Raw genomic sequence first — 21,815 nt, 5'->3', positions numbered from 1 at the left:
AAAGATATTCAGACCAGCATTGACGCATTACAGCTCACGTTGAACGGCTCGTGCCGAATTGGAGATGTCCTTGCCGAGTCCGGCCACCGCGTTACAGCCCGTCAGCAAAAACTCGCTCACATGATGGCACTGTTTACTGAAAGCCGCACCATATCCCAATCGCTCGGAGGTGTAGACGAGTCACGACCAGGCATACAAAAACGCAGCATTTTCTCGGAATCACTCTATTCCTGCTTACCCCAAGTGGAGTCCGAACATTCGGAGCTTCCATCAAAATGGGCCGACTTCAGGCGGGGCAAGTTGTCGAAGTATCGAAAGATGGACGTCCAGGTTCACCTTCTTGAGATGATCGATAGATATTTCTCCGCCAGCAATCAGGGCGGGCTCGAATCCATACATATCTTCCGGTCCCAATGGCCCTAGTTGCTTGAGCGCAAGCTCGAACAAATTGCCCTTGTCGCAGCCCGCTCGCGAGAGCGTCGCGAAGAAAATACTCAATGCCTGATCGGCGTTTTCGACCTTCTCCTCGATGGTTTCCGGTACGAAAACCAGCACGTGCAGAGGACATGAAAGCGTGATAGTGGGGCCCGTGACCTCGCCCCAAAGAAAGAGATCACCAAACGCTGTCCTGACAATTGCATGATATTTGTCGATACCTTCAACCGGCGTATCGCGCAGCCACATCTCGACGATATCCTCGTACTCTTCCGGGTTGACGATCCAGACGAGACCATCGCCGTACGCGGACCACCCTTCTTCGCGCCAAATTTCCAGCAAACGGTCGGGAAGGACGTCGCGGTACCTCGCTATTGCCGACTCCGGAACATCCTGGCGGAATGTCCGTCGACCAAACTTCCTGACAAATGTGTCGAATAATATGTCTGTCATAGCCTTCGCTTTCCCTTGCCGCGACAAACCGACAACGCAACGCGCATTACACCATCACTTTCCGGATCCGCAAGCACCTCATCCGCCGCTTTGTCGAGTGCGTGTACACGACTCTTCCAGCTTGCCCCAATCGACTTGTTGACCTTGTCGGATCCCATACCTTCCGGATCAGGATGTTTCCATCCTCCGGCCACCATATCAGGCTCATGTAGCGCTGCAAGCGTGTTCAATATTTCATCGGCTCGTGTTCCAGACTCCGCCAAGGCGTTATTCAACGCCTTCTCGTGATCGGGATCTGTGCTCTTTTTCATCAAGTCTCCAAGAATTTTTGCCTGGATCTTGTCCCTGAACATTTCGCGGTAAAGCTCCTGCTTCTTGTCCGCATCAGGATTTCTTCCGCTTGGGTCTTTGACCCCCGCCTTCTTGGCGGCCTCGAACGTATCCCGGTAGAGCTTGCGTGCAGCCTTGAACTCTTGCGCCGTCATCGAGTTGATCGCCGCTTCCTGCCCACGTAGCTGCTTTGCGTATTCTTCGAGATACTTGCGTTTTTCTCGAGCGGACAACGGCTTGTAATTCTTCTTGTCGTAGGGATGGAAGCACGGTATTTTCCGTTTCTCCTCGGGCTTCTTCCTGCGTGGGCGCTTTGGCAGCTTGGGCTCTCCCCCCGCTCCCGCGTGTCCCGGATCCTCATGCCCTGGCCCCGTCCCGTCGCAATCTTCCGGATGATCCGCTTTAGGGCAACGCAGTCCCAGCACATCCACATAGACCAGCGGATTCGCCACATAGGCATAAAGATTGATTCCACCGGACTGCCCGGCCGGATCGGACTGCAGGTACCGTCCCAGCCCTGGATGGTAAGAGCGGAACCGATTGTAATGAAGCCCAGTTTCCCGATCGAAGTAATGTCCGGGCCATCGCGGAGCATACTCAATGGCATTGCCTTGCGCAACCCGGATCATGCCGTAGGGATCGATGTCCTCCGTTTCCCATACGGTTTGGCCGTCCCGATCCACGACCCGTTCCGGCAATCCCGCCTGATTGCATAGCACGAAGTACGGCCGCCCCGACTTCGGGTCAGCTTCCAGCCCGGCATAGTCGACAAACATGAATGGCAGGAGCGCTGATTCGTTCACGTAGATGTAGACGCGAATTCGCCCGTCAGGCCCTACCTCCGCCGCTAGCCTGTCACCGTCCCAGTAATACTGCGTACACGCGTCACCCATGCGCGTTGTGGTACGCCGGCTCAGGCCGTCGTACCCGGCAGTCCACACTTCCGGACGGTCGCTCCATTCGACTTGCACCAATAGGTCCAGACTGTTATAGCGCCAGGTCGTGCCACGGCCGTCTACAGAGATCTCTTGCGCAAGGTGATTGCGCTCGTTATAGCGAAATACGCCAGACGATGTGGCCGAAAGCCGGTTGCCCTCTGCGTAGCGCAACCATGTATGGCCAGGGGCTGAGAGAAGGTTACCAGCGGCGTCATACTGAAAGCGACGCACCGGCCACCCCTCGCGCGTCTCTCCAACTAGACGATGCGCCGCGTCATACTGATACTCGGTCGTCCCTGCTGCGCTATCGATCACGCGTCGCAACTCGCCCATCGCACTGTACTGATAACCCACGCTATGCACCGGCATGGCCACGCCTTCGCGCCACGCGAGCCGCCCGGTGCAACGACCGTCCTTATCGAAGCTGCACAACAGGTTCAACCCGTTCCCAAAGCGCAGAAGAACGCGGCCATCGGATGAACGCATGAGCCGGTGACTGCCGCCCTCCGGCGTGCGGATCAGCGTTTCGCCTAGAGAGACTAGGTCGTAGCGGACCACGAAGCGCTCAAAGTACGTCGTGCTGGCCAACCGTCCATCGAAATAACTGTGATCGACACCCGACCCGTCGCGTTTGTCCGCGATGCGTCGCCCATCTTCGTCGTAATCCAGGCGGACATCGAATCGATCTGTCGATGCCTTCGTGAAATTGCCTCGCGAATCGTACGCGTAGAAATGCATTTCACCGCTTGCAAGTATGCGCTTGCTGTGCAGGCCGTTCTCGCCAGCCTCGAACTGAAGAAGCAGATTGCCTCCCCCGTCGCACTTTTCGATTAAGCGGTCGCCCGAGTCGTATTTGTACGTTTCGCGTAGCCGGCCATGTCGCGTCACACTTGCGATCCGGTCTTTGAGGTCGAAGGTATAGGAGCTTTCATTGCCATTGGCGTCGATGATGGCTGCAATCTGCTCCTTGGCTGTATACCGATACCGGACGGTATGGCCCGTCGGGTCCATCGCACTTGCACGTAAATTCCAGGACGTGATGTTGTAGTGATAGTCACAGCCGTCCTTGTCGCGCAGCCGCACCAGGTTGCCGATCGCGTCCACTTCACGTTGCTCATCCTGAGACAATGCCGCGGCGTCTGGCGCAACGACGGCAGCCGCGACTGCCTCGATTTCCGGCGGCAGCAGCATCCGATCCGTCATGTCCTCGGGGTTGTCGTCTCCCCACTGCTGATCCAAGGGCGTCGCCGCAACTCCATTTGCCCGGGCATTGGGCAGCACTGGCACCTCGTCCTTCACCGGCCACCGGTTTCCCCACTGATCCAGGCGCCCGGTGTTACGCCCGCTTGCGCTGTATAGCCAGCGTGTGGCACGTCCGCCAGAGTCGATTTCGCTCTCGATGCGGCCGTCCGCGCCAAGCACGTACTCCGTCGTGCCGCCATACGGATCGATGACGCGCGTAATCGTTCCGGCGTCGTTATAGAGCACCATCCATTTCCCACCGTCGCTTTCGGTGACGATCGTTCGCCCCGGGTGGTACTGCAGCTGCACGTGCCACAGGCCGTCCTGTCCCTTGCTTTCTATGCAGCGACCTCTGGCGTCGTAGCGGTAGAAAAAGGAGTAGCCGTTCGCATCGGTGAGGCGCGCCATACGGCGCTGACCGTCGTAGGCGCAACTTGCCGTCGCATCAAGCGCATTGCGATGGGCGGTCAGACAGCCGATTGCATCGTAGGCGTACCGGGCAATGCGCTTGCTGTAGCCATCGACGTCCGTCAGGGCAACTTGGACGATCCGCCCGAACCCGTCGTACCAGAATCCGATTACACGCCGGGTCTGACCTTGCTCGTCGGCTTGCGTAATCCTCTCGAGACGCCCGTCTTCGTTCCAGTGCAGGACACTACGCGCCCCATCGCGAACATGCCCCATGCAGCGGGCGGACCGGTCCGTTGTTAAGGCCCGCTCAAACTCCAGGTCACCATCCAGTTCATGCCGGACAACGAAGCGCCGGCCGTCAAGCTGTTCGACCTCGTAGCCCTGACTACAGCCACCATATGTGCCATCCGCCCTTCTGCTGAACGTGTATTCCGTACCACGCGGATCGATATACACGGCGCGTGTCCGCAACAGCCGCAACTCATGCTGCCATGCATGCCGAAATCCATATCCCAGCACGCCGTCTCGCTCGTGCCAACCGCTACAGTAGTGACGTCCCCATTTGAACGGAACCACCTCATCGGTCTCGTAATCCGTGAAGTCATTCTTGACCTCGCCTGTGACCGCACTAACTGGTTCGCCCCAGAACTCACACGCCAGTTCCTGCGCCCATTTCGGCAACTTCGGCCGCACCTTCTTCCCGATCCCATGCTTGGCCCCATGCCACATCATCTGCGAGTCAGGCAGCGGAAACCCGCCGACCAGCACGGTCGGATTGCCCGCGAGCAGCGTCCCCATACTCGGCTCGACGCCAGGGTCCTTGCCCATCAGATTGCCAAGCAGCATCATCGCGGCATCCGCAGCCGTCTGCGCGGCCACCATCGCGGCCGCCAGTTCCTCGCCATGCGCCGCGTCGGCGGCAGCGCCCGCTGCACCCGACGCAGGCCCAACCGCCGCATTGCCAACCTTCCAAGCCTTGCCTGCGCGCCCCATCCACTTCGCCCGGCCAGTCACCTGCGCCGCCTCGCTCGCGACCTCCTCGCTTTTCTCTGCAGCGCTCGCCGCCTCACCACCGGACTTCCCGACATGCCCCATCGGGTTGCAGTGCCGTGTCATGTCAATGCCCATGCGCGCGGCACGCATTCCGCCGATGAACGTATTGCTCGATCCCGTCTGAATGTCGAAGTACGGCGTCAGTCCGCCACAGGTAGGCGCAATGCCGATGTCCAGCACGCGGGCAGCAGGAATACCGCCGATCAACACGCTCAAACAACCGCTGCCGATCGTCAGGCCGACACTCGGTAACGGAAAACCGTTGCTCGGCGGATGAGCATGGGCATGCGGCGTGCCGAGATGAGGAACGCCAATCGTCGCTGCGGGCATCCCCGGCATCTTGTCGAGCAGCGGGATTTGCGCGATGCCGGTATTGAGCAACTGCGACGGCGCGCTTTGCAGGGACGCCAGCGCATTCACTGCTTCACTGACGTGATGGAATGCGCCGCCTTCCGACGAGAACGTCTCCTTGAACGGATCGAAGGTCGATTTGACCGTACCGAGCAGCGAATCGCACGCGGTGTCGGTCTTCGATTCCGATTGCGCCGCATGGCTCTCGGACGGCTCGGATGCGCGCGTCAACCGGTTTGCCGGTTCACTCATTGCCGTGCCCGTTCATATCCGGCCACCGGATCATGCGTGACCTGTGCCGCGGCTCCACGCAGGCGAGCCACGTACTGCGGATCCTTTTCCAGCTCATACGCCCTCGCCTCGGTTTTCAGCCCGGCGTTTCCATAAAGCGATACGAGGCGATCCAGGAGGTTGATGCGCTGCCGTTCGCAGCCGAATTGCTCGCACAATCCCTTCGCGGCGATCCAGCTCTTCGCGGCTTCCGCCGCCTGGCCACATGCCAGCAGCGCGACACCACCCTTCTCCATCGCCTCGATCTTCGTGTGCACGAGCATCAGCCTGCCGGCTGCACCGCTCGCCAGATCGAAATAGGTCGCCGCCTTTGCGTGCTCGCCGAGCGCGTTGCAGCAATTGCCCACCGCCATCAGCGCGTTGAGCACAACCAGCAGATTCCGGCCATCGAGCGCTGCCGGCAGTGCGCGTACGTACCAGTCCTTCGCATCACGCGGCGACCCGTGGCGCAACGCCACATCGCCGAGGCCGTGCAATGCCACCGCGCAGCCCGTCGCATCCTTACGCTCGGCGTGGAAGGAAAAGAGCGCGTAATACTTGCGCTGCGCGTCGGGCAGCCGGCCATGCGCAAGGTCGATCCCGGCAATCTGCATCAAGGCCCCCATGCGCTGCTCGATCGGATGGGCCGCATCGTTCGCAATGTCGACCAGATGGCGAATCGCCTTTTCTGACGAGAAATCGACCGGAAGAATCAGCACATGCTCGGCCTTCTTCTCGCGAGCGAGCGGAATCAGGCACGGATGTTTCCGGTCATCGCGGATACAGAATCGATGTCCTTCCATCCATTCCTCAAAGCCGTTCAGCGCCAGGCATTGCAGCACCAGCTTCGCGAAGCCGCCGAAGTCGCCCATCGGCGACGGCAACCATGCCCATACGACCTTGGTGCCTTCCGGCATCAGCGTGCGAACGTGCATGACGGCATCGCGCAGCCGTTGCGCGGGTGTGCGCCTCGGATCGGTACAGGTCAGCGGCAACGGCGGCCAGCCCGCTTCGCCACGCTCGACGCGCGCCGCGCCCTCTTCGTCGATCTGGCGGGCGAGTGTCTCCATGCACGTCTGGAGATACGCGCCGGCCGCGTCGCATGGAAACGGAAAGATCAGGAAAATCGCGTCGCCGACGCGTTCGTCGAGCGATTGCATCATCTTGAGAACCGGCACGACGTCGTTGTCGGTCGCTTCGATCAACAATGTCGGATCGTCGGGTTGATCGATGAACGCTTCGATCGACGACTCGATGGCGGAGAATTCACGATGCATGACGTCAGGTCGCCTCTCAGTTCAGGCGAACGTACCGGCTGCGCACGACGGTGTCCGCTTCGGTCCGGATATCGACACCGCCGCGCCCGCCTTCCAGTTCGAGCGTCTGTGCACTCAACCGCAGCTTGCCGGCGACTTCGATGTTCACGTTCTGGTTCAACAGCGTCACGACAGGCCCGTCAGGCGAGGCCCGGACCTGCAGCAGCGGGCAGCCCGATGCATCCGACACCTGCACGCATTTGTCCGGTTCGAGCGCAAGCGCCACGGCCGGCTCGACGATCGGCTCGACCGGCTCGCCGCGGCCTTTCCGCTTCAACAGGCCAGTGATCAGATGCTCGGACCAGTTCGCCGGCGATTGCAGCAGCACGCGGTCGCCGATGCGAGGTTTCACGCCGTCCACGCATTCGAGCCAGCGTTCGCTGGTCGTGTCGTCCTGTAATGTCCACTTCACGCGAATGAGGCCCATCGCGTCGGGATGGTGCGTATCGATCACTTCGCCGATCATCGTTGCCGATTCGGCGCGCTCGACCGGAGGGGAAGGTTCGGGCGCCATGTCGTTCTCGAACAGCCGCCGCAATGCACTGACGGTATCCGCTTCAAGCGCATCGTCGATCGTCATCTGATCCGATTCGTTTTCCATCGAATGTCTCCTATGCTTCGAGTGCAACCATGGATTCGGCAAGCGGCCGTCGACATCCGGCCGCTCCGTCGAAATCAATTAATGTGAGCGATCGTCCCCTGGATCGTCACGCCCGAACCATCGAGCGTGACGGAGCCGCCTTTCGTCGAGAGGACGATCCTCGTCGCCGTGACGTTGACTTCACAACTGTCCGTACCGTTGTCGATATGGATCTTCGGCGCCTGCAGACTCGCCGTCGCTTTTCCTGAAAGATTGAGATCGTTTTCGCCGTAGATCTTGACGCCTTGCTTAAGGCCGGCAATGTCCACGCCCTTGCCGTCTCCGACGATGCTCACGCCGCCCACGCGCCCAGCGAGACTGACACCGGAGTCGCCGCCGGTCCCGTCGATGGCCACACCGACCTTGTCCTTGTTGATTTCCACAATGCTCGTCGCGACGCTCATCGCGATGCAATCGCGTGCGACCGTCGACGCAATTTTCGCGACGTCGACCGCATAATTTCCCGACTTGACTTGCGCGGCATACGAGCCGGCTTCGACGACATGCGTGCTGTTCCCCTCGACGAAGACGTCATGCTTTCCGCTCACCACCGCAAGGCTGTGATTGCCTTTCGCAACGGTATGCGAACTATCGCCTTCGACCGACACGCTGCGATTCCCCGTCACCCCGTGCGTCTCGTTCGCCCCGATCTGCGCCACCCGGTTCTGCCCGATATTGACTGTCTCGTTCTGCCCCACACTCCGTTGCCGGTTGTTCTTCACCTGCATCGTTTCGTCGTTCCCGACCGTATGCGTGTGGTTGTTCCCGATCGACAGCGAATGATCGAGTTCTGTCTCCGCGTCGAAGTTCCTTTCCGCATGCATCCACAGCTGCTCGGCGCCCTTCTTGTCCTCGAACCGGAACGCGTTCGCATGCTCGGTCGTCCCGCCCGGTGACGAGCGCGACAGCAACCCGCTCTGCGTCGCACTGCCCGGCAGCCCCCACGGCGGCATCTTCTCGCCGTTGTAAACCCGCCCGGTGACGATCGGCTCATCCGGATCGCCGTTCAGGAAATCCACGACAACTTCATCGCCCACCCGTGGAATCTGCACGCCACCGAATCCACCACCGGCCCAAGGACTCGACACCCGCACCCAGCACGACGAATCCTGATTGCTCTGCCCGTACCGATCCCAGCGGAACTGCAGCTTCACGCGCCCATACTGATCGGTCCAGATTTCCTCCCCCGGCGGCCCGACCACGGTGGCCGTCTGCGGCCCGTTGGTCCGTGGCCGCGGCGTGTCGCGCGGCGACCGGTAAGGCAGGCTCGACGGCTGCACGAGCATCATCGTCTGATGCACCACGGCCTCCGCGCCCTGATCGCTCGCATACGCGTTCTCCTGAAACCGGTACTGGCACCGCACGATCAGGTATTCGCGGTTCTGGTCCGCGCGCGGACAATGCGCCAACGTGAACAGGTAACCCGGCGCGACACCGCGCACATCGGTATCGGCGCTCGCCCGCTCATGCTCGGCCTGCTGCTCCTCGAGCCGCACGCGGCTGTAATGCGCGCCTGGCGCATCGTCGCGATAGCCGCCCGGCCATTCGAACGACGCAAAACTGTCGTGATCGTGCCCACGCGGATCGACCTTCTGCGACGAAAGATCGGCACGCGGCTTCGTGTAGTCGTAGTCGGTGGTCTGATGCTTGCCGACGCTCACCGCCTGAGCGGGCAGCCAGCCGTCGATATGCTCCTCGTCGGCGATCGCGGTGCGGTCGCGCGCGATGTACGGAATCGTCCCGTAGCCGGGCAGCACGGTATGCGACGACATCGCGTCGCCCAGCATCAGCGTATGCGTATCCTCGGCGTGCCTGAACCAGAAGTAGATCCCCTCGAACTCCATCAGCCGCGACACGAACGCGGCGTCGGTCTCGTTGTACTGCACGCAGTAGTCGCGCGGCACGTACGTCTCCGCCAGGTGGCTCTCGATCGGAAAGCCGTACGTCGACAGTACCTCCTGCACGATCTCCGGCACGGTCTTGTTCTGGAAGATCCGGCAATCCGATCGGCGCGTCGCGAGCCACAGCCACGGGCGCACGATCAGCTCGTAGCCGTAGTACCGCTCGGCACGCCGGCCGGCGAGCGACGCGCGCGCCACGATGCCGTTCAGGTAGCGCGTCGACAGGTCCTGCTGTTCGATCCGGACCGTCACGGGCTTGCCGAGCATGTCCTTCAGCGACAGGCTGTGACTGTCGGCGAGCGCCTCGATCCGGAATTCGAACAGCCGGCCGAGTTCGTCGCTGCCGTCGAGCGTATGGAACTTGAGGTCGTCGCCGTGCGGGCTGTCGAGTGTGAATACGCGATTCAAGTCGTCTCCTCCTCGTCGAACCGGTATGCGAATTCGCCGTCGGCCGCGCCCAGCTCGATCGACGACAGCGTGCGGCCTTCGAGCGTCGCCTGCAGGATCGCGCGGCCGATGCGCGGCATCACGGTATGCGTGAGGATCGCGTCGACCATCCGGCCGCCGGACTCGATCGTCCGGCAGCGCTCGACGACCAGCGCGGTCGCCGCGTCGGTGCAGCGCAGCCGGATGCCGTGATGCGCGTCGATCCGCTGCCCGATCCGCCGCAACTGCAAGGCGACGATCCGCGCAAGCGTCGCGTCGGTGAGCGGGTAGTACGGCACGACGGTCAGCCGGCCGAGCAGCGCGGCGGGAAACACGTCGAGCAGCGGCGCGCGCAGTGCATCGGCGAGCGTCTGCACGTCGGGCAGGCGCTCGGGATCGCGGCACAGCTGCATCACGCGATCGGCGCCGACGTTCGACGTCAGCAGGATCACCGTATGCCGGAAATCGATGTCGCGCCCCTCGCCGTCCTCCATCCAGCCCTTGTCGAACACCTGGAAGAAAATCTCGTGCACGTCGCGGTGCGCCTTCTCGATCTCGTCGAGCAGCACGACGCTGTACGGGCGCCGGCGCACGGCCTCGGTGAGCACGCCGCCCTGCCCGTAGCCGACATAGCCGGGCGGCGCGCCCTTCAGCGTCGACACGGTATGCGCCTCCTGGAACTCGCTCATGTTGATGGTGATCGCGTTGTGCTCGCCGCCGTACAGCGTGTCGGCCAGCGCGAGCGCGGTCTCGGTCTTGCCGACGCCTGACGGGCCGCACAGCAGGAACACGCCGTGCGGTTTCTTCGGGTCGTCCAGCCTGGCGCGCGCGGTCTGGATGCGCTCGGCGATCAGTTCGACCGCGTGCTTCTGGCCGACGACGCGTTCGCCGAGCGTGTCGGCGAGCTTCAGCACGGCCTGCGTTTCGTCGCGCACCATCCGGCCGAGCGGAATGCCGGTCCAGTCGGCGACGACGGCGGCCACCGCGTGCGTGTCGACGGCGGGCAGCACGAGCGGCGCGTCGCCTTGCAGCGCGGCAAGCGCCGCCTGTGCGCCGGCGAGTTTCGCCTGCAGGTCCGCGCGCGCCGAGGCGTCCGGCGTTTCGTCCGAAGTTGCTTCCTTAAGCAGCGCAGTGCGTGCACCGACGATCGTCTCGAGCGCATCGCGCTCCGCGTGCCAGCGCGCGTCGAGCCGGTCGAGGTCGGCCTGCGCGGCGGCGAGCGCCGTGTCGATCGCGTCGCGCCGCGCGGTATCGCCGGTGCCGAGCGCGCATTCGCGTCCGATCCGCTCCTGTTCGACGCGCAGGCTGTCGATGTGGCGGCGCGCATCCTCGATCGGCGCGGGCACCGCGTGCTGGCTGACGGCGACGCGCGCGCAGGCCGTGTCGAGCAGGCTGATCGCCTTGTCGGGCAACTGGCGGGCCGGAATGTATCGGTGCGACAGCGTGACGGCGGCGTGCAGCGCGTCGTCGAGCACGAGCACGCGGTGATGCGCCTCGAGCTTTCCGGCCAGGCCGCGCAGCATCGTCAGCGCGGCCGCTTCTTCCGGTTCGTGCACGTGCACGAGCTGGAAGCGCCGCGTCAGCGCCGGGTCCTTCTCGATGTACTGCTTGTACTCGGACCACGTGGTCGCGCCGATCGTGCGCAGCAGGCCGCGCGCGAGCGCGGGCTTCAGCAGGTTCGCGGCGTCGCCGGTGCCGGCGGCCCCGCCCGCGCCGACGAGCGTGTGGACTTCATCGACGAACAGGATCGCCGGCCGCTCCGACGACATCGCCTCGTCGATCACACCGCGCAGCCGGCTCTCGAACTCGCCCTTCACGCTCGCGCCGGCCTGCAGCAGCCCGATGTCGAGCAGGTACAGCGCGACGTCGCGCAGCGACGGCGGCACGTCGCCGGCGGCGATCCGCAGTGCGAAGCCTTCCGCCACCGCCGTCTTGCCGACGCCGGCCTCACCGACCAGCAGCGGGTTGTTCTGCCGGCGCCGCAGCAGGATGTCGACGATCTGGCGAATCTCGGCGTCGCGCCCGACGACCGGGTCGATCTCGCCGGCCCGCGCGCGCGCGGTCAGGTCGACGGCGAAGCGCGCGAGCGCCGGGCCGTCCGCGGCGAGCGCAGCGCGCAACGCCGCGTCGCCGCCCAGGCCCGCCCGTGCGGCCGGCGGCGCTTCGGGTGAGCCCTCGACGATCGATTCGAGCGAGTCGGCGAGCACGTCCGGCACGATGCGCTCGAATTCGCGCGTGATCGCCAGCAGCACGTTGCGCAACTGCGGCGTCTTCAGGATGGCGAGCAGCAGCACCGCGCCGCGAATGCGCGTCGCGTCGTACTTCAGCGTCGCGTACACCCACGCACGTTCGACGGCATCGTCGATATGCACGGACAGGTCCGACACCGAGCCCGCGCCGCGCGGCAGTCTGTCGAGCGCGGCCACGAGCCCACGGTCGATCGCGGCGTCATCGATCGCGAAGTGGCGCAGCACGCGCTGCAGATCGCCGTCGGGCCGCTGCAGCATCTGCTTGAACCAGTGCGCGAGTTCGACGTACGGATTGCCGCGCAACCGGCAGAAGCCGGTCGCCTGCTCGAGCGTCTCGTAGAGGAACGGATTCAGTTTTCCGAACAGGTTGACGCGGCCGATATCGGACATGACGGTTCCCGTTTAGGCGGTTTCGCGATGAAGGGATGCGCCGGCGCGCCGCACGTCGTAGCGGACGACGAGGTCGCGCGCGGGGCCCGGCTCGAGCCGCTGCCCGAGCCACGCGGTGCGGCCGATGCCCTGCGGCGCGCCGAGCGCGATCGCCGGCACCGCGTCGGCCGCCAGTTCGAGCTGCACGTCCCAGTCGAACTCGATGCCGACGTATTCGCGCACCCATGACGCGAGCTGCCGCGCATGCGGGCCGCCCGGCAGGAAGCGGCGGTACGCGTCGAGCGACAGCGGGCCGAGCACGATCCGGAAGCGCGACTGCGCATCGCGCACCGCGATGCCGAGCGCGACGGCGCCCAGTCGCAAGGTCGGCCGCGTCGCGCGGATCGTGCAGCGCTGCGACCGCTCGATCGAGACCCACTGCGGCACGTGCTCGACGATGCGGGCCTCGACACCGAAATGCCGGCGCAGGATCTGCACGAGCCCTTCCGGGTTGCGCGTGTGCCGTACGAGATGGCCGGCATGGAAATAGCGCGCATGCGGCGCGAGCGTGTCGGCATCGGTTTGCGTGCCTGCCTTGTCGTCGTGTGCGGCCCGCCCGATCAGGCTCGCGACATAACCATCGAATCGCGCCCGTTCCGGGCGATCGAGGCTCACCGTCGGCTGCGCGTCGGCCCACGCACGGTAGAACAGCAGGATCAGCCGGTGATGAAACAGGTCGGCGAACGCGGCAAACGTCGGATCGTCGTGCTGCGCGGCACGTTCGTGCGCGTATTCGGTCAGGTGCGTCGGCAGCGGCCCGTTCGGGCCGAACAGCCCGAATCCGTGAATGGCCATGCGCGGCGGCATGGTGCCGCCGTCGGTCACGCCGGCGAGCATCGACGCCGCGAACGCCAGCGACGGTTGCTGCCCGAGCCGCACCGGCTCGTCGCGCGGCCGCGTGGCATGACCGAGCGGCGCGCGGCAGGGCGACAGCGCGTCGAGCCAGCGCAGCGCCTGGAACAGGTCGTAGCCGTGCGGCGCGGCACGCAGGCGCGCCCACCACGCGTCGCGGCGTGCAGCTTCGGTGGCCGTTCCGGCACGCGGAGACAAGTCGTGCGTCATATCACGGGCCGCCTGCCGACACGCGCCGGCCAGTGCGCGAGCGTGCCGCGCTGCGCGCTGGTCAGCACGCATTCGGCGAACGCGTTGATCGACACGTGGCGCGCGAAGAACTGTTCGAGCACCGCGCCGAGCAGGAACGGGCTGTCGCCGGAGAACGCATGGTCGTCGACGGTTACGTCGACCTGCACGCCTCGACCGAACATCAAGGGGCCGGACGCCGGCAACCGCCGGAACACCGGCGAAAACGCCACGCGCAGCACGCCGTCGATCTGCCGGCGCATCGCGGCATCGGCCGGGTCGGCATGCAGGCCGAGCAGTTCGCGCAGCGCATGCGCGCCTTCGTCGTCGTCGAGATCGGTCAGCGTGTGACGTGCGAGCCCGAGATGGCGGATCAGCCGCCACGCGGTTTGCGCGTCGGCGATCGGCGGACGCGGCCGCGACGGGCCGCGGATCGCGACGATGCTGTCGACCGGGGCCGACACGCGCAGCGTGAACGTGTTCGCGTCACCGGGCGGCTGCAGCAGCACGAGGTCGCGGTTCGTGCACAGCGTGTCGGCCGCCAGGTAGCGCATCGTCTCGTCGTACGGCGCGCACTGGCTGTCGACGAGCGACACGTAGGTCTCGCTGCCGACGTAGCCGGTACGCGTGCCGTTCGCGCGCGCCTGGGCGGAGACGAGCCGCGGTTCGCGCCGCACCGTGTAGTACGCGCCGTGGTTGCCGTCGTCGCCGGCGAACGATGCGTGAAACGGCCGGAATTCGCGCGACTGGCCGTCGTCGCGCTGCTCGCTCGCGAGGCGCTGCACCGCATAGACCTCGTAGTCGAGCGGCCGGCTGCGATCGACGACGACATGGTGTTCGCGCGCGCCCGGCTGCAACTGAATGCGATCGGCGCGGCGCGCGAACAGGTTCACGGCCGGCGTGCAGTTCAGCGCGAGGTGGCGCGCGCTGACGGCCGCCTCGAGCGCCGCGTCGTGACGGTCGAACAGCACGGTCAGCTCGAACTCGTCGCCGGTCGCGCGGGCGAGCGCGGCACGCAGGCCGCCGATGCTGAAGAACAGGAAGCGCGCCGGGAACGCGAAATACTCGCGCAGCAGCCGGTAGCCGTGGAAGCTGCGGCCGTCGTCGGGCAGGATCGCCTGCGCGGGATCGAAACCCTGGTGGACGAGCGCGTGCGCGCCGAGCGCATGAGCCCAGCGCGGCGGCTGGCCGGGATCGTGAACGACGACGCCGAGCGCATGTGCGGCGATCAGTTCGAGCAGGTGCAGCGCGTCGCGCTCCGGGCCCGCGAGATGGAACGTCAGCCGCTCGAGCGGCAACTGTGCGAGACGCGCGCCGCCGCGCGCCTTCAGCCGGATGCGCAGCGCGCCGCGCACGTCGCGCCGGGCCGGCACGATCCCGCGCGGCAGGTAGGCCGGCGCGCCCGTCACCGCCGCGTCCGTGAGTTCGAGCGGCCACAGCGTCAGGTCGTGCGCGGTACGGAATTCGCACGCGGTCTGCTCGGACGCGGCCGGCCGTGCACGCAGCGCCGTGCCGGCCGGCAGCCGCCAGCCTTGCGCGAGGCTGCCTTCGTTCAGCATCGGCGCGAACCGCACGATCGCCATCGACGGCAGCGGCGCGACATAGCCGGGATACACGGCATCGAGCAGCGCCTGCGTGAAGCGCGGAAACTCGGCGTCCATCTTCAGCTGCACGCGCGCGGTGAGGAAGCTGAAGCCTTCGAGCAGCCGCTCGACGTACGGGTCGGGCGGCCCCGATTCATTGAGCCGCAGCCGCGCGGCCACCTTCGGGAACTGCTGCGCGAATTCGCCGCCGAGCTCGCGCAGGTACGCGAGTTCGCGATTGTAGTAGTCGAGCAGGCGCGTATCCATCGCGTTACGCTCCCGCCACGGATTGCAGCGACATCGCGCCCGTCTCGAGATCGAGGTCGGAGCGCAGCACGAATTCGAGCGGATGCGGGATCGACCACAGCGTGCCGCGAATCTCGAACAGCAGCACGTTGTGGCGCCGTTCGCCGGCGCGGCCGCCTGGCGCGTCGGTCACGCTGCGGACGTCGACGCTGTCGGGCGCGATGCGCGGCTCGAAGCGGACGATCGCGTCGCGGATCGACGCCTCGACCGACATCCGCTCGACGCCCGACATCGGCTTGCCGACGAGCGGCCGCATCCCGTAGTTGAGCACCGACGCCCGCGCGTGCGCGAACGCCGACCAGTCGACGAAACCGTCCTCGGCGTTGCGCGTGTTGAGCAGCCACGCGAGATCGCGCAGCACGGCCGCACGCAGGCGTTCGGTGCCGATCCACTGCGCGCCGGGCGCTTCGCTCGTGCGCTGCGGCGTGTCGTCGGTGAGCCGGTCGAGCAGCGCGGGCTGGAGCCGGTCGCGCAGGCTGCCCTCCCGGCCGTCGCGGGTTCGCGGGTCGTCCATGGTCGTCTCCGCGCCGTCACATCTCGGTGTTTTCCTTGATGTTCCAGCCGACGGTCACCTCCGCGCCCTTGCCGCCGTTGTCGTTCTGCTGCCAGTACTGCTTCTTCACCTTCGCGGCCTGGAAGCCGTAGTGCATCATCAGCCGGTCGGCGACGTCGCCCGGATCGATCCCCGCGACCTGCGCGGACGTGACGAGCACCTCCTGCAGCGTCACGCGCATGAACTCGACCTGCGTGCCGCCGGTCTTGCACGCCGAGATCTCGACCGACGACAGATGCTTGCCGTTCGCGCAGTTCTTGATGATCGCGGGTGCCCCCTTGTCCATGTACGCGGCGACGACCAGATCGTTGAAGCTCGCCTTGCCCGCGTTGCCGCCGCTGCCGCTCGCCATCGCGCCCGGCTGGCTCGCGCCCCACGTGAACGACTGGATGTCGGTCCAGCCCTTGTGCTGCGCGTCCGCCGATTCGCCGGTCACGCCGTCCACCTTCATAAACATTGCCACGCCCATAACCGTCTCCGTTTCAGTGCGATGTCAGGATGAATGCCGCGTTGAATGCCGATCGTTGCGTGCGCCGCCGCTCACTCGTTGGCCGCCTTCGCGGTCGGCAGCCGCGAGATGAGCCGCAGCGACACGGTGAGCCCTTCGAGCTGGTAGTGCGGCCGCAGGAAGAATTTCGACGTGTAGTACCCGGGGTTGTCCTCGACCTCGTCGACGACCACCTGCGCGGCCGCGAGCGGCTTGCGCGCCTTGGTTTCCTGCGACGAGTTGATCGGGTCGCCGTCGACGTAGTTCATGATCCAGTCGTTCAGCCAGCGCTCCATGTCGTCGCGTTCGCGGAACGAGCCGATCTTGTCGCGCACGATGCACTTCAGGTAATGCGCGAAGCGGCAGCACGCGAACAGGTACGGCAGCCGGCCGGACAGGCGCGCGTTCGCGGTCGCGTCGGGATCGTGGTACTCGGCCGGCTGGTACAGCGACTGCGCGCCGATGAATGCCGCGAAATCGGAATTCTTCCGGTGTACGAACGGCATGAAGCCGTTCTTCGCGAGTTCGGCCTCGCGGCGGTCGCTGATCGCGATCTCGGTCGGGCATTTCTGGTCGACGCCGCCGTCGTCGGTCGGGAACGTGTGGCTCGGCAGCCCTTCGACCGCCCCGCCCGATTCGACGCCGCGGATCGACGAACACCAGCCGTACTGCTTGAACGAGCGGTTGATGTTCGCGGCCATCGCGTATGCCGAGTTCGCCCACGTGTAGCGGTCGTGGTTCGCGGCGTCGGTGTCTTCCTCGAAGTCGAATTCGTCGACCGGATTGGTGCGCGCGCCGTACGGCAGCCGTGCGAGAAAGCGCGGCATCGCGAGCCCGATGTAGCGCGAGTCCTCCGACTGCCGCAGGCTGCGCCACGCCGCATATTCGGTGTTCTGGAAGATCTTCGTCAGGTCGCGCGGGTTCGACAGTTCCTGCCACGAATCCATCTGCATCAGCTCCGGCGACGCGCCCGCGATGAACGGCGCGTGCGCCGCCGCCGCGATCTTCGACAGCTCGCCGAGCATCTCGACGTCGGGCGGGCTGTGGTTGAAATGGAAATCGCCGACCAGGCAGCCGAACGGCTCGCCGCCGAACTGCCCGTATTCCTCTTCGTAGATCTTGCGGAACAGCGGGCTCTGGTCCCACGCGACGCCCTTGTAGCGTTTCAGCATCCGCGCGACTTCGTTGCGCGACGCCGGCAGCGCCTTGATCTTCAGCAGCTCGTCGGTCTCGGTATGCGTGACGAGGTAATGCAGCCCGCGCCATGCGCCTTCGAGCGTCTGGAACTCGTTGTGATGCAGGATCTGGTTGATCTGCTCGGACAGCTTGCGGTCGATCTCCGCGATGATCTGCTTCACGCTGCCGTACGCGTCGTTCGTCATGCCGACCGTGTGTTCGAGCGCCTGCTGCGCCAGCGTGCGCACCGCGCGCTCGACCGATTCGCGCGCCTCGGCCGTCTTCGGCTTGAACTCCTTCTGCAGCAGCGCGGCGAATTCGTCGTGCGCGACGGCGGGTTGCGCGGCATCGCGCGCGTCGACGCGGGACTGGACGGGATCATTCATCGCGGGCCTCCGGTTGGGTCGCATCGCCGCCTTGCGCGCTCGCGTGCGGCTCGCGCACGAGCGTCTTCAGCAGGTCGGGGTCGTTGATCGCGCGTTCGATCAGTTGCTCGGCACCGTGCTTGCCGTCCATGTACGACAGCAGGTTCGACAGCTCGGTGCGCGCCTCCAGCAGCCGGCGCAGCGCGTCGACGTTGCGTGCGATCGCGGCCGGCGAGAAATCGTCGATCTGCTCGAACGTCATGTCGACGTTGAGCATCCCTTCGCCCGTCAGCGTGTTCGGCACCTGGAACGCGACGCGCGGCGCGACTGATTTCATCCGCTCGTCGAAGTTGTCGACGTCGATCTCGAGAAACTTGCGCTCCGGCAGGTCCGGCAGCGGCTCGGCGCGCTTGCCCGCCAGGTCCGAAATCACGCCCATCACGAACGGCAGCTGCACCTTGCGTTCGGCGCCGTAGGTCTCGACGTCGTACTCGATCTGCACGCGCGGCGCCCGATTGCGCGCGATGAACTTCTGTCCGCTGCCCGCCGCCTTGGTTCTGTCCGTCATCGTCTGCTCCTTCGCATCAAGTTGCGCCGTTCGCCGCCGCCCGCGCGGCATCGTGTCATTCGCTCCGCTCGCCGCTCAGCAGGTCCAGTTTCGCGAGGCTCTCCGGCGCGAGATCGCGGATGATTTCGTAGAAGTCGAGCGCGAGCAGCCGCTGCGCGCGCCGCAGCAGCAGCGGCGCCGGGTGGCTCGGCTCGTGCTGCTCGAAATAGCGGCACATCTTGTCGAGACCGATGCGCACGTCGTCGCGGCTCGCCACCTCGGCGTCGCGCCAGGCGCGGCCGTCGGGCTGCGCCGGCGCGGTGGCCGCCGCGTGCGGCGCGGCGGCGCCGGATGCGTCGGCCGGTTCGCCGGACGGGGCCGCCTGCTGCGGGCCGGACACCGTGAGCACGTCGAGCGCGATCCGCCGCAGCGCCTTCTCGAAGTCGCTCTCGTCGGGCGCCCATTCGCGGCCCAGCTTGTCCGTCACGCACACGCGGATCGCGTCGAGCGCGTCCAGCACGGCAAGGCCCGCCTGCATGGGCCGCGAGCCGTCGCCGCGCGCATGCGCGAGTTCGGCGATCAGCCGTTCGCGGCCGCCCGGCGCACGCTCCGCGTCGCCGTCGCGGCCGTCGAGCAGCCGTTCGGCGTCGCGCACGCTCGGCCCGCCGTCGAACAGCGGCTGGCGGCGCGCCGCGCGCGCGCAGTCGTGGGCGCCGGCCACGTCGGCGAGCGCGTTCATCCGCGGTGTCGGGTCCGGTTCGCCGTCCGCGTCGAGCCGCGGATGCACGTCGTCCCACCACCGGTCGAGCAGGCCGGCGACGACGGCGAGCCCGTCCGCGTAGCCGGCTACGCCGTGCAACTCGGTCCAGCTGCGCGCGAGGTGCGCGGCGATGCGCAGGTCCTTCGTGCGCGCGGACAGCGCCAGCGCGAGCCGCTCGACCGCGCGCCAGTCGGGCGCTTCGGCCGGGATCACGGTGTCGCCGTATTGCTGCTCGGCGCGCGGCGTCGCACGCTCCTGCAACTGCAGGAACGCGGCGTCGTATTCGAGGTTCGCGCCGCACGGTGCGTCGGGCGCGAGGCCGGCGAGCAGACGGTCGATCAGGTCGGCGCGCGGCGTCTGCATGCGGGCTCCGTTGGCGGGTGCGGGTGCGGCGGCGGCCAGCGCCGCCTGGCTGACGTCATTCGAATGCATAGTCGATGTTGACCGGTTTGCTGCCGAAATCGATCGCGACGGTGCGGTGCAACGGCGGCAGCGAGCCGTTGCGGATCTCGATCACGTAGACGCCCGGCGTCAGCGATACCGAACGCAGCGGCGGGCTCGCGCCGCGCCGCGCGCCGTTTACGTAGACGTCGCCCCACGGCCGCACGTGAAAGCGCACCGCGACGGTTTCCGGCCGGTCGGGCGGACGCTGCTCGTCCGGGGCGGCGGCGACGGTTTCTGCGGCGGACGGGGCCGGCGGGGCGGACGAAGCCGGCGGCGCCGCGGCTTCCGACGGCGGCACGTTGACGACGCGCTCCGACGCGTCGAGGCTGCCGGCCGGCGCGATGCGCGAGCCGGGCGCTGCCGGCGCGGCGCTTGCGGTGTTCTTCGCGATCGGTGACGGGGGCGGCGCGGCGGGTTCGCTGGCGACCGTCGTCGCGACTGCCGGCGTCGGCTCTTGCACGGATGGCGCTGCCGGTTGGCTCGACGGCGGGATGACGATCGGCGTGGGGCCGTGCTGTACGACCGCGATCCCGGTGTCGCGGCCCGGTTCGGGCGGCATCGCCGGCGCCGGCGTGGCGGCCTGCGGCACGCTTGCACCCGATGCCGGCGAGTCGGCCGTGCGCACCGGTTTCGCGAGATAGGCGGCGCCGATGCCGATCGCCAGCAGCACGGCGAGCGCGCCGCCGGCATAGACGCCCGCGCGGCGACCGCCGTGCCACGGGGCGCGCGCGGGGCGCCGGGCGTCCGTTCCCTGCGGGCCGCCGGTCGGAGCCGCGGCTGTCGCGGCGTTGGCCGCCTTCGCGGACACGTTGGCCGTGTCGGCGACAGGCTGCACGCCGGGCGTCGAAGATGCCGGCGCCGCGACGGATTGGCCGGATACGGCGCTTTCATCACGCGCGGGCTGGCGTTGCGTCGACGTCGCAGGCGTGTCACTCGACGCAGGCGGTGCGGCGCTGTCGGCGCCGGACGCGTCAGCCGACGAAGCCGCTGCGGCGTTCCCGGCCCCGGCCGCCTGACGCTTCAACGCCGGTCCAGCATCCGCCGCCGACGAAGCCTGCGCGGACGCCGGCGTGTCGCCGGACGAAGCGGCCACCACGTCGGCCCCATACCCCACCCGACCGAACCCGCTCAGCCCCAGCTCCGCCGCGAACGCCGCGACCGATTCCGGCCGGTCCGCGATCCGCAGTTGCAGCGCGTGATCGACCGCCGCCAGGAACCCCGGGCTGTACCGCTCGCGCGCCGGCAGTTCACGCGACGCGAGCGGCCGGTACGTGTCCTTGATGCTGCGCACGACGGCCGCGGGCGGCAACTCGCCGGTGATCATCGCGTGCATCACCGCGCCGAGCGCATAGAGATCCGTCCACGGCCCCTGGCTGAACGCGGGATCGTCGGTGTATTGCTCGATCGGCGCGTAGCCGGGCTTGATCATCATCGCGCCGTCGTCGACCAGATCGCCGATCCGTTTGCGTGCCGCGCCGAAGTCGAGCAGGATCGCGCTGCCGTTCGGGCGGATCAGCACGTTGTCGAGCGCAACGTCGCGATGGAAGCACTGCGCGCGATGCAGCGTGTCGAGCGCGCCGAGCAGCGCGCCGACGATGTTGCGCAACTGCGTCTCGCTGATCCGCATCCCGCCGTCGAGCAGTTGCTTGAGCGTGCGCCCCTCGTAGAACGGCATCACCATGTACGCGGTGCCGTGGCTTTCCCAGAAATGCAGGACCTTGACGAGCCCCGGATGGTCGAATTGCGCGAGCAGGCGCGCTTCGTTGAGGAACGCGCCGCGCCCTGCGTCGAATGCCTGCGCGAACCGCTCGGAGCGCAGCGACACCGTATAGTCGCCGCCGCGCGTGGCCAGCATCGACGGCATGTACTCCTTGATCGCGACCGCGCGCCGCAACGTGCGGTCGAACGCGCGATAGACGATCCCGAAGCCGCCGATGCCCAGCACCTCGTCGAGCTGCAATTCGCCGAGGCGATGGCCGAGCGGCAGCGGCCGCACCGTGAATTCGGATGCGTCGCCGCGTGTCGCCGTGTCGTGCTCGTTGTCTCTCGCGAATGAATCCTTCATGTCCA

Annotated in this window: 15 protein-coding genes; 1 reads left to right on the top strand and 14 read right to left on the bottom strand. The window is 66.4% G+C overall.

All coding sequences use genetic code 11. From position 1 onward, the window contains the following. Positions 1 to 270 precede the first annotated feature (270 nt). The 3 genes from WT26_RS27425 to WT26_RS27415 are packed head-to-tail and all read right to left on the bottom strand — an operon-like array spanning position 271 to position 6,418. Positions 271 to 888, bottom strand: a complete 618-nt coding sequence (locus WT26_RS27425; RefSeq protein ID WP_059953880.1) for a GAD-like domain-containing protein — start codon at positions 886 to 888, stop codon at positions 271 to 273. Continuing rightward, complete coding sequence (locus tag WT26_RS27420) at positions 885 to 5,465, bottom strand: polymorphic toxin type 15 domain-containing protein (protein WP_069274397.1); 4,581 nt, start codon at positions 5,463 to 5,465, stop codon at positions 885 to 887. Before WT26_RS27420 ends, WT26_RS27425 begins: the two co-directional genes overlap by 4 nt. Continuing rightward, the gene (locus WT26_RS27415) at positions 5,462 to 6,418 is read right to left on the bottom strand and encodes a hypothetical protein (RefSeq protein WP_155774700.1); all 957 of its coding nucleotides are present in this window, start codon (positions 6,416 to 6,418) and stop codon (positions 5,462 to 5,464) included. Before WT26_RS27415 ends, WT26_RS27420 begins: the two co-directional genes overlap by 4 nt. Between WT26_RS27415 and WT26_RS37670 the strand changes: the two genes are divergently transcribed. Continuing rightward, positions 6,417 to 6,710: a hypothetical protein gene (locus WT26_RS37670; protein WP_155774699.1), complete on the top strand. Its 294-nt coding sequence runs from the start codon at positions 6,417 to 6,419 to the stop codon at positions 6,708 to 6,710. The genes WT26_RS27415 and WT26_RS37670 overlap by 2 nt on opposite strands. A gap of 66 nt (positions 6,711 to 6,776) precedes the next feature. On the opposite strand, the gene WT26_RS27410 is transcribed toward WT26_RS37670, so the two are convergent. From WT26_RS27410 to WT26_RS27360, 11 genes are all read right to left on the bottom strand, one after another. Further along, entirely contained in the window at positions 6,777 to 7,400 is a 624-nt protein-coding gene (locus WT26_RS27410) for a hypothetical protein (RefSeq protein ID WP_069274395.1), read from the bottom strand. 74 nt (positions 7,401 to 7,474) lie between these two features. Continuing rightward, positions 7,475 to 9,748, bottom strand: a complete 2,274-nt coding sequence (tssI, locus tag WT26_RS27405; RefSeq protein WP_069274394.1) for a type VI secretion system tip protein VgrG — start codon at positions 9,746 to 9,748, stop codon at positions 7,475 to 7,477. Continuing rightward, a complete protein-coding gene (tssH, locus tag WT26_RS27400; RefSeq protein ID WP_069274393.1) occupies positions 9,745 to 12,405 on the bottom strand; it encodes a type VI secretion system ATPase TssH in 2,661 nt (886 codons plus the stop codon). Before tssH ends, tssI begins: the two co-directional genes overlap by 4 nt. 12 nt (positions 12,406 to 12,417) lie before the next feature. Continuing rightward, positions 12,418 to 13,506 (bottom strand): type VI secretion system baseplate subunit TssG, encoded by a 1,089-nt coding sequence (gene tssG, locus WT26_RS27395; protein WP_069274392.1) that lies wholly within the window; start codon positions 13,504 to 13,506, stop codon positions 12,418 to 12,420. Then, positions 13,503 to 15,374 carry a type VI secretion system baseplate subunit TssF gene (tssF, locus tag WT26_RS27390; RefSeq protein WP_069274391.1) on the bottom strand — a complete coding sequence of 624 codons (1,872 nt, stop codon included), beginning with the start codon at positions 15,372 to 15,374 and terminating at the stop codon, positions 13,503 to 13,505. Before tssF ends, tssG begins: the two co-directional genes overlap by 4 nt. 4 nt (positions 15,375 to 15,378) lie before the next feature. Further along, positions 15,379 to 15,927 (bottom strand): type VI secretion system baseplate subunit TssE, encoded by a 549-nt coding sequence (tssE, locus tag WT26_RS27385; protein WP_059732615.1) that lies wholly within the window; start codon positions 15,925 to 15,927, stop codon positions 15,379 to 15,381. A gap of 16 nt (positions 15,928 to 15,943) precedes the next feature. Beyond that, on the bottom strand, positions 15,944 to 16,435 hold the full coding sequence (locus WT26_RS27380; protein ID WP_027791618.1) for an Hcp family type VI secretion system effector: 492 nt from the start codon (positions 16,433 to 16,435) through the stop codon (positions 15,944 to 15,946). 71 nt (positions 16,436 to 16,506) lie between these two features. Then, on the bottom strand, positions 16,507 to 18,015 hold the full coding sequence (tssC, locus tag WT26_RS27375) for a type VI secretion system contractile sheath large subunit (RefSeq protein ID WP_059522066.1): 1,509 nt from the start codon (positions 18,013 to 18,015) through the stop codon (positions 16,507 to 16,509). Then, on the bottom strand, positions 18,008 to 18,562 hold the full coding sequence (gene tssB, locus WT26_RS27370; RefSeq protein ID WP_059522067.1) for a type VI secretion system contractile sheath small subunit: 555 nt from the start codon (positions 18,560 to 18,562) through the stop codon (positions 18,008 to 18,010). The genes tssC and tssB overlap by 8 nt, the downstream gene beginning before the upstream one ends. A gap of 55 nt (positions 18,563 to 18,617) precedes the next feature. Then, on the bottom strand, positions 18,618 to 19,664 hold the full coding sequence (gene tssA / locus WT26_RS27365) for a type VI secretion system protein TssA (protein WP_069275158.1): 1,047 nt from the start codon (positions 19,662 to 19,664) through the stop codon (positions 18,618 to 18,620). Positions 19,665 to 19,719: 55 nt separating this feature from the next. Further along, the gene (locus tag WT26_RS27360; protein WP_069274390.1) at positions 19,720 to 21,810 is read right to left on the bottom strand and encodes a serine/threonine protein kinase; all 2,091 of its coding nucleotides are present in this window, start codon (positions 21,808 to 21,810) and stop codon (positions 19,720 to 19,722) included. Positions 21,811 to 21,815 lie beyond the last annotated feature (5 nt).

This window comes from Burkholderia cepacia, assembly GCF_001718835.1.
Lineage (GTDB): Bacteria > Pseudomonadota > Gammaproteobacteria > Burkholderiales > Burkholderiaceae > Burkholderia > Burkholderia cepacia_F.
Note: the sequence above shows the minus strand (reverse complement) of the source record. Positions and strands in the feature narration are given on the sequence as shown.